The sequence below is a fragment of the Pedobacter soli genome (genome assembly GCF_900101435.1).
In the GTDB taxonomy this organism is placed as follows: domain Bacteria; phylum Bacteroidota; class Bacteroidia; order Sphingobacteriales; family Sphingobacteriaceae; genus Pedobacter; species Pedobacter soli.
This window is the reverse complement of sequence record NZ_FMZH01000014.1, coordinates 106,901-119,158: the sequence shown is the minus strand read 5'-3', so window position 1 is coordinate 119,158 and position 12,258 is coordinate 106,901. Positions and strand designations below refer to the sequence as shown.

General features: G+C 43.6%; 6 protein-coding genes. 1 reads left to right on the top strand and 5 read right to left on the bottom strand.

Going from position 1 to position 12,258, the window contains the following annotated elements:
• Positions 1–501: 501 nt before the first annotated feature.
• Entirely contained in the window at positions 502–1,857 is a 1,356-nt protein-coding gene (locus BLR37_RS22230) for a Gfo/Idh/MocA family protein (protein ID WP_090772502.1), read from the bottom strand.
• Between the two features lie 4 nt (positions 1,858–1,861).
• Positions 1,862–2,599 carry a 3-keto-disaccharide hydrolase gene (locus BLR37_RS22225; protein WP_090772500.1) on the bottom strand — a complete coding sequence of 246 codons (738 nt, stop codon included), beginning with the start codon at positions 2,597–2,599 and terminating at the stop codon, positions 1,862–1,864.
• A gap of 499 nt (positions 2,600–3,098) precedes the next feature.
• On the opposite strand from BLR37_RS22225, the gene BLR37_RS22220 reads away from it, so the two are divergent.
• Entirely contained in the window at positions 3,099–4,805 is a 1,707-nt protein-coding gene (locus BLR37_RS22220; RefSeq protein ID WP_090772498.1) for a glycoside hydrolase family 43 protein, read from the top strand.
• 1,250 nt (positions 4,806–6,055) lie between these two features.
• On the opposite strand, the gene BLR37_RS22215 is transcribed toward BLR37_RS22220, so the two are convergent.
• The 3 genes from BLR37_RS22215 to BLR37_RS22205 are packed head-to-tail and all read right to left on the bottom strand — an operon-like array spanning position 6,056 to position 12,246.
• Complete coding sequence (locus tag BLR37_RS22215) at positions 6,056–7,054, bottom strand: DUF4973 domain-containing protein (protein ID WP_090772496.1); 999 nt, start codon at positions 7,052–7,054, stop codon at positions 6,056–6,058.
• A 17-nt stretch (positions 7,055–7,071) separates the two neighbouring features.
• Positions 7,072–9,150 (bottom strand): RagB/SusD family nutrient uptake outer membrane protein, encoded by a 2,079-nt coding sequence (locus BLR37_RS22210; RefSeq protein ID WP_090772494.1) that lies wholly within the window; start codon positions 9,148–9,150, stop codon positions 7,072–7,074.
• Positions 9,151–9,162: 12 nt separating this feature from the next.
• Complete coding sequence (locus tag BLR37_RS22205) at positions 9,163–12,246, bottom strand: SusC/RagA family TonB-linked outer membrane protein (RefSeq protein WP_090772492.1); 3,084 nt, start codon at positions 12,244–12,246, stop codon at positions 9,163–9,165.
• Between the last annotated feature and the right edge of the window lie 12 nt (positions 12,247–12,258).

Sequence of the window (12,258 nt, the reverse complement as noted above, 5' to 3'; positions counted from 1 at the left end):
GCTGTAAACGCTCTGCCATAAACTTCCTGTTTCCTTTGCCATCCCAACATTCAGTCCTTCCTGCATTTGTATTGCAGTACTACTACCGCTGCTGACTTCTGATTGAGGCATTTAGCATCACTGCTAAATGTTTCTTCTCCTGTAATCGCGCTTACTCTTGACAGAACTCATTCAGATCTCCCGGGGTAAGACAATCTACTTCCTATGGATGTGGCCCCTGTATTTACGTAATAGTCCCCGTGCAGTATTGGGCTTCTGTTTGGTTAGCAACATCACCCGGACTAAATCCGCCTTATATACAGTTTCTGTTCGTAGGCCCCCATATTTGCCGCCGACTTCCTTCAGATTCGCAGTCACCCACGACACCCTTGTCTTAAGCTAACACTTCCTACTGCTAAGCGTGTTCGGGACTCTAACCCTATAGTCGATTGCCATGCCCGGCGCACTAAAACCAAAAATGCCCGGAATTTATCCAGGCATTTTTCATTGATTGAGATTAATTTAGTATTTAAATACTTTGCCCCCTACCATTACTTCTTTACGGCTGGCATCGAAGGTTGCTTTCTCTCCGGTATGCACAGCAGCATTAGTCATGATATTGGCGATGGAATGCTGGTAACCTGCTTCAACAGGTGCATTAGGTTCTTTTCTGCTTCTGATGCACTCCAGCCAGTTACGCATGTGGTTAGAGCTCAGCACATCTGCCCCGGTATTGGCCGATGCAGCCGCAGCCGATGGTGCAGCCAGTTTAATTTCTGGTAACAGGTTGGCTTGCATTTTCATTGCAGCGGCAGCCCTTGCAGTTAAACCACCTTGTGGCGATATGGTATTGGTAATCAGGTTCAATTCCCCCCCATTCGAGTAGTAAATTTCGGCGGGTTTTTCATCTCCATTGTGCATTCTCGAAGTAAATACCACCTGAAAACCTTTGGTCATATCATCAAGCGGGCCATAATCAAAAACAGCAGTTGTGGTATCCCAATTCCGCCTGCCATCTTTCCACTGGTAAATGCCGCCGTTTGCCGTAACGCTGCGCGGATGCTGCAATCCGGTAAACCAGTGCACGGTATCAATCTGGTGGCTCATCCATTGCCCTGGCATACCCGATGAGTACGGCCAGAATAAGCGGTATTCAAGATAAATCCTTGGATCAAAAGCTTCGTAAGGCCGGTTCAGCAAAAAGCGTTTCCAGTCTGTATCTTCTTCTTTCAGTTTCGCTACCAAATCGGGACGGCGCCAGCGACCAGGCTGATTTACATTCCAGCTTAATTCGACCATGGTAATATCGCCAAATTTGCCCTGCTTAATAAAATCGGCAGCGGCCTGATAATTTTGTCCGCTACGGCGTTGCGAGCCAATCTGTAAAATCTGTTTAGATGATCTCACGGCTTTTAACGCTGCGTTGGCATCATCCATGGTTTCGGCAAAAGGTTTTTCGCAGTATACATCTTTTTTATGGTTAACTGCTTCGATAGCATGTAGGGCATGTGCAAAATCGGGCGTGCTGATAATTACCGCATCCAGATCTTTCAGGGCATAAAGTTCATCGTTGTTTTTGCAGGCGGTAATGCCGTGACCAATCTTGTTTTTGATATAGTCGGTGCCTAAATTGCGGCGGTAATTCCATAAATCGGAAAGGGCTACAATATCAAAATTCAGTTCTTTATTGTGGTTTAAAAAGCAGGGAAACAGTGTATCTTTAAAACGGTCGGAAAAACCAACCACTCCAATCCTCACACGATCGTTAGCCCCGAGAATATTGGCATAACTTTTTGCAGACATGCCGAAAGTACCCACATAGGTACCTGCAGCGGCAATAGCAGCCTTTTTAATAAAATCTCTTCTTGATTCTTCCATAACCTTACTTAAGGGTTTTAATTTTAATGTTTTTGTAAGAAACCTGGTTACCGTGATCCTGAATCAGAATATGACCTTTTGGGGCTTCGCCAAAGTTTTTCCAGGTTTTGTATTTACTACCTGCCACTAAAGCTTTAAAATCTGCTGATCCGCGTTCGTACTCAACCACTTTTACACCATTTAACCAGTGTTCTACATGGTTGTTTGGATAAACCCTTACTTCGCCGCTGTTCCATTCGCCAATAGGCTTAATTACCGAAGCAGGCTTATTTGAAGGAATCAGATCATACAACGAACCCAGTTTACGGTTCCCGTTTTTACCCAGTTTTGCATCCGGATGTTTTTCATCATCCAGCACCTGAAATTCCAGGCCAATACCCGATAAATTGGTTTTTTCCTGTTCGGTTACAAAATATTTTACACCACTGTTGGCGCCTGGAGTCAACTTAAAATCGAATTTTAGAATAAAGGCCGAATACTCATCTTTGGTAACGATATCACCACCCGAACCCTGCTCCTTTCCGTTTGATGGCAATACAGTTAAAATGCCATCTTTAATTTCCCAACCTTTGGCCGGAAATTCCGTTTTAAATATGGCACGCCATCCCGTGGCATCTTTACCATTCCAAAGCAATTTGAATCCTTCTTTTTTTTCGGTTTTGCTTAAGGTATTTTGTCCATAAGCCATATTTATTGCAAAAACACCTAAGAGAAGCGTATAAATTAACCTGTAGTTTTTCATTAATTTTAATTTTATAGTGATTTATATGTGTTTAAAAATGGTTGGTTTGGGCATCGGTGCATGATAATTTACATGCAGCAAAATTGATGATTATCATTTCAGTTTTATTCATATCCTGCTGCTTTACGCCGCCGGCATTTGCTGTACGAGCCTGCAACACTGTTTATAATTGGTTTCTTATTTTCAAAGTAAGCCAATGCTCTTTGTAAAATATGTTCAATTTATTGTCGATTCGTCTCAATTACCTGATCAAAAAATGGATATAAAAACGAAATTCTGTGTGAAAAATTAAATTGTAAACGATCGATTAAATATAAACAAAACACTGACAAACAGAAACTTAAACACAAAAAACCTAATAAAAACGCTGCATTAATCCGTAATAAAAAAGGTCTGATATGCCAGCGTTCAGTGCCCAGACCTTACTTTCATCGTGTTCAGAATTCATTACTTTCGAAAAACAAACCAATAGCAGACTAACTTTTTCACCTCGAAATACATGATTCATTTTTCGCTATCCAGATTTTTAAAAAAGAAAGCAAAGTACCCGCAAACGCAGGAAACCCAACAATCGCTAACCAGGCATCACCTAAGAAATAGCATCATTTATATGTTTATTGGCTTAAGTGTAACCGCTTGTGGAATTAAGAAAACACGCGTAGATAATGCCAGCACACCACACGTCCCTACACAATTGGTTAATCCGGCTTTACCGGGCGATAATCCGGATCCATCCATCATCAGGGTTGGTAATGTTTACTATGCCACTTCTACGACAAACGAGTGGGCGCCTTATTTCACCATTTACAAATCAACCGATCTTAAAAACTGGAAACTGGTTAACCATGTTTTCCCTGAAGGTTTTAAGGATATGAAAAACCAGTGGGGCGAAAATAATTTCTGGGCTTCTGAGCTGGTTTACGATTCGAAACAAAAGCGGATATACGCCTATTATACTGCCCACAACCGGGCAACCAAAGGCAATCCGGGTTTACAATGTGGTATTGCCTGGATTAATGCAGATAAAATTGAAACCGGAAAGTTTACCGATAACGGCCCCGTAATTATAGAAGATGATTGCGGCGCCATTGATGCTTTTGAACTTCAGCACGATGGTAAAATTTATGCCTTCTGGAAAAACGACGGCAACGGCTGTGGTAAAGAAAGCTGGATCTGGAAACAGGAAATTAACGAAAGTCGTACACAATTGCTTGGACAAAAAAGTAAAGTTTTTACCAATAACCAGCCCTGGGAAACGGGACTGGTTGAAGGGGCCTGTTTTTTTAGTCTCGGCGAATACATTTACAGTTTATACTCGGTTGGAGGCTGCTGCGATGCCAGGTGCAACTACAAAACCGGAATAGCGCGCACCAAAGACCTCTCGAGCGGGGTTTGGGAGAAATACGCCAACAATCCAATTATGGTCAGTACCGAAAAATGGAATTGCCCCGGGCACGGAACTGTGGTAAAAACTGCTGACGACAGGATGTTTATGCTTTACCATGCTTTTAACAAAAGTTATGATGTTTTTGTAGGCAGGGAGGGTGTTATTGAAGAGTTAATTGTGGGGGCCGATGGCTGGCCGGTATTGCACAATGCAACTGTACCTAACCGGCCTAAATCAGATCTTGATTTTACAGACAATTTTGAAAAAGACAGCAAATTGAACCTGGCCTGGCAGTGGCCTTCAAAGGCGCAAAGACCTGAAATGACCTTTGCTAATGGCTTAAGTCTGGCTGCTTCTGACGAAAATCATGCTTTGGGTACTTTTCTGGGCCAATATATCAAAACGGTAAACTTTAATATCGAGGCTCAGGTAAACCCTGGCGATGCCAAAGCGGGGATTTGTTTGGGTGGCGCTATTTTTAAAAGCAAATGGCCGGGGGAACTTGGCGGAATAGGCATTACAGCTTCCAAAGAGGGCCTGGTGATTTTTGACAATTTTGAAGGAAGTTATACGGAGCTTAAAAGCCATAAAGAAAGCCTGACAGGGCCTGTACAGCTAAAAATGCAGATTAGTGATGATGGCAAACAGATCGAATTTTTCTATAAAAAAACGGATTCAGATTGGGTGAGCTTGCACCGTACGGAATTTTTAGCAGCTAAATATGTGCCCTGGGGCATGGGCTACCGCGCTGGTATTGTGGTAAAGGGAAACCCATCGCAAAAAGGGTTGTTTAGTAGTTTTTTGATAAGGAATAACTAGTTTAAACTGTAAGGTCTTTGACCACTTAGACTGACAAATTAAAATTCTCCACGGGGTCGTCATTTCGAGCGGAGTGCAACGAAGTCGAGAAAACTGTTTATAGATCTCTCCATTTCGCTGCGCTTCAGTAGAGATGACGTTTTTCTAATGGATTACCCACGGTCTTCGACTACCTGTCCCGATGCATCGGGAAGCTCAGACTGACAAACTAAGCCTAACTCTTGAGCTTATCCAGTCCACCTTTTGAAGGGGGCAGGGGGATGATAAAGAATAAAAATAAGAGATGCTGAAACAAGTTCAGCAGGACGAACGAGGGGATTTACCAAGACACGCGTCACCCTGAACTTCCGCCCGGACGGTCGGACGGGTGTTTCAGGGTCTCTCCTACTTTCTTCAAACGGTCTTCGACAAGCTCAGACTGACAAACTATATAGGTATTTTAATAGTATCGAATATTGGTTTTGGTCAGCAAAAATCGTGTAAACATCTAATAATCTGTCATCCTGAGCCTGTCGAAGGACTTCAATAAAGCCCATAAAAAGATCTTTTACTCCGCTCAGACTGACAAACCAGGCCTAACTCTTGAGCTTATCCAATCCCCCTTTGAAGGGGGCAGGGGGATGATGAAGAATAAATAGAAGAGATGCTGAAACAAGTTCAGCAGGACGCAACGAGGGGATTTGCTAAGACATACGTCACCCTGAACTTCCGCCCGGACGGTCGGACGGGTGTTTCAGGGTCTCTCCTACTTTCTTCAAACGGTCTTCGATAAGCTCAGACTGACAAACTATATAGGTATTTTAATAGTATCGAATATTGGTTTTGGTCAGCAAAAATCGTGTAAACATCTAATAATCTGTCATCCTGAGCCTGTCGAAGGACTTCAATAAAGCCCATAAAAAGATCTTCTACTTCGCTCTGACTGACAAACCAGGCCTAACTCTTGAGTTTATCAAGTCCTCCTTTTGAAGGGGGCAGGGGGATGATAACGAATAAAAAGAAGAGATGCTGAAACAAATCCGATAACTATCGGATCAGCAGGACGCAACGAGGGGGCATATCGGGATCATGGTCTCACCTACCTCGCCACCAAACGGTCTTCGACAGGCTCAGACTTACAAACTAAGAAAACACCCTACAGCAATGGTTCGTGTCCACACGAATCATTTACGGAAAACGCTTTAAACAAAAACAGGCTGCCCGAAAAATTACGGACAGCCCTCCTTATACAAAACTAAACCAATTTTATTTTACCATTGAATCTGCTGATCTTCGTCAGGAATCAGCGTATTCAGATCGCGCTGCATCGATAAAGTACCTTCTACCTTATATTTCAACCTTTGGCCTGGTATGGTGGTATAATCTTCAAACTCATACGACAGAAACAATGTGGTATAAACATGTTTCAGGTATGGCAGTTTGGCATCCCAGGCTTCGTCTCTGGTGTAGTAAGATTGTGCTGCACCGAGCTTAAATTTATTATCCGGATTATCGCTCCAGACTTCCAGTTTTTTCTTCTGTATATCAATATTATCGTTCGTGAACCTGATAAACACCTTATACTTCTTACGGTCAAGATAATCGATATCCCTGATTCCGGCATAAAGGAAAATGGTTTTATCATCAACCACAAAAGTGCGGTAGGTATTTAAAGTTAAGGGTTCGGTATCGCCTTCGAGAAATATCTTATACAAAGTACCTCCATATTCGCCCGAATAATCGTTAAACGGCGTAATGCGCAACATGGTACGGCGATAGTATTTGTTCGGATTGGCCTGATAATCGTACGAAGCATCGTTTAAAATCTGTAATGGCAACACCCATTTATCGGCCTGATCAAGGTCGCCGAGTTTAAAATCAACAGGCACTGTAACCGTACTCACGCCAGCGGGTACATCAACTGTTTGGGGCATGGTATAGTATTTATTATCGAGCTGTCTGAAATACAATTCCTGGCGATGCCCATATTGCTCCTGGTTTAACCGGGCCAGAGTATCGGGATCTAAACCGATGTGAATGGTTCGGTTTTTCGCATTTGCCGTAGAGCCACTCATAATTATAGGCAGGTTAAAGCGCACTTTTCCTTCGGCATTATACCTTACATAACACCAGGTTACCCCTTGCGCCGTTGGGTTCGATTTGAATGAGGCCATCTGAACAAATTGTTCTTCTTTCCATTCATCGTTACATGAAACAAAGCATACCGCTGTTGTTATCACTAAAAATAGTATATAGATACTTTTTTTCATTTTGCAGATTCTAATAATTATTCAGGATTTGTCCAGCCTGGGTTTTGGGTCAGGTATTTGTTGCGTCTTAGCTCATCGTAATGAATAGGCCAAAACCACATTTTTAAGGTAAAAATTGAAGGCAGCGAAGGCGTTTCAACGGGTACATGAAAAAGATCGGCCTGCAATTTGGTTGCATAAGCATTGTAGCCGTAAACCGGTGCCGATTCTTCTGATGGTGCATCTACCCAGCGGCGCAAATCGAAATAACGTTGTCCTTCGGCAAACAGCTCAACCTGGCGCTCCCTTTTTAATTTAATGCGGAATTTATTCGGGTCGGAATATACATCGCCTGCATAATCAGGTAAACCTGCACGGATGCGGATGGGCTGAATTCCCCTTTTCATTTCTGAAATATTACGTGATATGGCGTGTGTTTTGCTGCCATCCCACGAAGCAATGTTGTAAGAACCATTGATTTCGTTCAAGGCTTCGGCATAGATCAGCAACACTTCTGCATAGCGGATAGATGGATCTACCTTCGGCTTCATCCTGCTTTGATCGTAAGCCGTAACCGATACATTACTGATATCATCGGGATGCACATATTTTTTAATCCCAACACCTGTGCGTGGCCAGTAAGTGGTGTTTTTATAACCATTCGGGTCGCCGCGGTAGTAAAAGATCTGCACATTGCTTTTTTCATCACGCACACTTTCAGCATTCAGCAGGTTCCAGGTGGCGCCGTTATAAGAAACTGAAGCATAAAAACGGGGCTCGCGACGGGCAAACTGTTTATTTACACCTACCCCCAGTGGACCTAATTCAGGGTAAGTGGCCAGTTCCTCCTGCTTTACATAGCCTCCGGTACGGTTTGCTGTGTTGTAGCGGCCTTCATATCCTGGTCTGCCGGCATACATGTTGTTCATTCCGGGAATGTCAGTACCGTCGTTCATGTAATAGGCATCAACCTGTTTTTGGGTCATACCATGCGAATTATAACCTTTACCTTCTAAACGTGGCAACTGGTGCAATACGAGCACGTTAATGCCTTCGCCACCTTGATTTTGTCCGTGGGTAAAAATCAATTCCGAATTTTGGTAAGCCGGAACGGTTCCGTTAAATAAAGCGCGGTAAGATTCGAAAGGGTCGATATCGCTCCAGCCGGCAGGCCATGCACTATTCGAAAAGTTACTGTCAAACGGAGGGGTAACGGTTGCCGGGTAAGCGGCATCGCCCGTTGTTTTTTTATAGGCCACATATAAACGGTACTGCCCTAAATCCATCACATCTTTTGCCGCAGCTGCAGCCCTGGCCCACTTCGATTCGTCGTAAGTGCGCGAAAGTAAAGGTTTACCATCTTTGGTAACCAGTGCAGCAGCAACTTCTGCGGGAGCTTTACCATTGGCTAAGGGGCTTGCCGCGTAAAGCAATATCCGGGCACGTAAGGCCAGTGCAGCACCACGGGTTGGCCGTGCAATTTGTTGTATACCTTGCTGAAGCGAAAGGCCTTTGGCGGCTTCTGCCAGTTCGTTAGAGAGATAAACTGCGCATTCTTCGTAGCTGTTACGGGGCTGTGCAATATCATCGTACTCTTTGGTATAATCAATCCCTTCATCAGGTACAATTGGTATTGGGCCATAGGTACGCAACAATATCCAGTAAAAATAAGCCCTTAAAAAGCGTGCCTGCCCCTTTAGGTCAGCAATTTCTTTTGCGGTAAACTTTTTATTGATATCGATATTTTTTATGAAAATAGAAGCCTGACGGATACCCTTGTAGGCCGTATTCCAGATCTCCTTGCTTTCGCCATTTAGGCCATTTTCGGTGTACTGACCGTTTTTCCACCTGCGGTATCCGTCGCTTTCGTCGCCGTAATACATATCATCGGCAAAATTAAAGGGCACAGATTTTTTGCTGCTTACATCCTGCATGTAATTGCTTGCCATAAAAGAGTAAGCCTGTGCCAACCATCTGTTGGCATAATCGGGGTTGCTAAATACCTCCTCAGTGGTCATTCGTTCATCAAACAAATAATCCGAATCGAGGTATTTTTTACATCCGCTAATTACTGATATGGCAGCTACGAAGGTTAAGGCTGTAATTATTTTTTTCATGTTCTTCATTGCTTATAAATTAACTGATACCCCAACCGATAGTGTTTTGTTAAGCGGGTACGCTTTACCGGTTGAGCTTCCCAGTTCGGGATCCCATAGTTTAAAATTGGTGAACGTAAACAGATTGGTACCGATAAAAAAGAAGCGTACACCACTTAAATGCGCTTTGTTTACCAGTGTTTTTGGTAGCGAATAGCCAATATCCAAAGTTTTTAAACGCAGGTAAGAACCATCTCTGAGCCAGAAAGTAGAAGCCCGGTAGTTATTGGGATTGGCACCATAGGTTAAACGTGGATAAGCTGCATTCACATCTTCATTTTCGCCTAACTTCCAGCGGCTGCCATTGGCCACATCGCTCAATACGTTACCCCAGTTTTCGCCCAAACTAAACATGTAAACAGACGAACCATTAATGAAATAGGTCGACTTTCCGATCCCCTGGAAGTGTACATTGATATCTAAACCTTTCCAGCTGGCCGATAAACCAAAACCGTAGGTTAGATTGGGCCGGGTTGTGGCACCAATGGCTACGATATCGTTATCATCAATTAAGCCATCGCCATTAACATCTTTGTACTTGATATCGCCCGGCATTACTTCGCCGAAAGATTGCCGTGGACTGTTGCGAATATCCTCGTAATCTTTAAATAAGCCTAAATCTATCAATCCCCTGGCCTGGTTAACCCGGTGGCCTTCCTGCAGTTTGTATTTGTAAATGGTGTTTTCTTCGTCACGTTCAATAATCTCGTTCTTGCTATAGGTAATATTGCCGCGCAGCGTAAAATCTATATTGCTTATTTTTTGTTTAAGCGTAAAATTGCCATCAAATCCTTCGGCTTTTACCTCCCCTACGTTGGCCGATGGATTGTTCTCCAAGCCAACAAATCCAGGCAGGGAATTACGGCTCATGTAAATTCCTTCGCGGCGCTCGCGGAAGAAATCTATAGCTCCGCTAAACTTATCGTGGAATAAGGAATAGTCGATCCCTAAATCCTGCTTGGTAGCAATTTCCCAGGTTACATTGGGCGATGCTACGCTTGAATAGCGGATTCCGGTCCATTGGTTTGAAGAATCGTAATCGCCGAAATTGTAACCTCCGCCTGCCATCTGCTCGATGGTGTACAGGTAAGGAAACCTGATATCGCCCATATTGTCGTTTCCGGTTTTTCCGTAAGAATAGCGGACTTTTAGCATGTTGATCCAACCTAACTTTTTCACAATAGCTTCTTCGCCAATATTCCAGGCTCCAGAAATGGCCGGAAAGAAACCGAAGCGATAATCTTTATGAAAATTCTCTGAACCGGTGTAGCCGAAGTTAAAGTCTACATAGTAACGCGAGTTCCAGTTGTAATTGGCGCGGCCAGCAAATCCCTGATTACGACGTGCAATACCGTTTTTAAGATCGGTACCGATATTCTGCGTAAATACTTTCGAAGCCTGGGTATATTTAATTACGGCACCAAAATTATGTGCACCGATATTGTTGTTGTAGTGGGTTTCCCATTCAAAAAATTCGCGTTTTTCGCCATCAGAACCAGAAGTTTGGGTCATTTTCTGCTCTTCTCTGATGCGTTTAAACACCAGGTCTCCGGCAGTATTGCGGTAGCGGTTTGCGCTCCACAATTCGGGAAACTTGTAGCGTTTAATCCAGTTGTTGTTGTAGGTATCGTAACCAAAGCGACCAAGAAAACGCAGGCCTTTGGTAATAAAATCCAATCGCTGGTCTAAATTTAAGGTGGTTTGGATGTTGTTGCTCCAGTTTTCATTGTAACCGGTCATGGTTCCCTGAACCCAAGGATTAAAGCGGTCCTGATCGTTATCCGGGTTACCATCTCGGTCGTCGCTGGCCGGAATTTTTCCGTCCGAATAACGCAATGGCGCTGTAATAGCATTGTAGCCCATAAGTGCTGTCCAAATGGCATCACTACCTACCCCAGGGTCATTTTGCTTGCGCAATGAGCCTGAAACACCCGCAGTTAACAAGGTCGATTTGGTAATGTCCATATCTACACTTAAGCGGTAGGTATATTTTTTGAAATTGGCGTTGGTATTATAATTCTTCAGTGCATCGTCTACCTTATACATCCCCTCCTGATCCTGATAACTACCAGACAAATAGTAACGGGCTGTTTTTCCACCACCGCTTAAATTGAGCATACTGCGCTGGCTTTTTGCGCCATCACGTAAAATCACATCCATCCAGTCAACGTTAGGGAACAAATCCGGATCTAAACCCAGGCGCAGTACTTCAAGCTCCGACTTTGAAAAAAGTGGTTCCTGATTACGCACAATTTTGGCTTCGTTAGCCATCGATGCATAGGTATATCCATCAACAAATTCGGGCAGTTTGGTTAGCTGATTATAAAAACCTTCTACCTTGGCATTAATGTTTACTTTACCCTCTTTACCGCGTTTGGTTTTAATTAAGATTACCCCATTGGCACCCCTGCTGCCATACATGGCGGTTGCAGAAGCATCTTTTAACACTGAAAATGACTCAACATCTTCTACGTTAATTTCATTCATATCGCGTTCAAAACCATCAATTAATACCAATGCGGCATTACTGGCTCCGAAAGTAGAGATACTACGCACCCAGAATTCGGAAATACTACCGGGCCTGCCCGAAGTTTGCATGGCCTGTATACCGGGTACTACTCCTGCCAGGGCATCGGCCATAGAGGTAGATGGGTTTGATTTTAACTGATCGACGTTTACTGTGGTAACTGCGCCGGTAATGGAAATCTTTTTCTGCCCACCGGTAGCGGTAACCACTACCTCGTTTAACACACTGGCATCAGATTCTTTCATGGTTACATTCACCACGCGCTGTTCTTTGATCAGTACTTCTTGTTTTTCGTAACCTACAGAGGTAAATACGAGGGTTTGATATGGAGGCACTTTTATACTGAATTTTCCGTCTCCATCGGTTATTGCACCCAATCCGGGCCGGTTGGCAACAGAAATACTTACCCCGGGTAAGGGTAGTTTCCCGACATCTGTTACCGTCCCTTTTATGATCACCTCCTGCTGTGCAGCCACATTAAAGGTAATGCCTAGCAAGACGATGCATGTTAGTAAAATAAATCTCATCATTATATCGTGGGT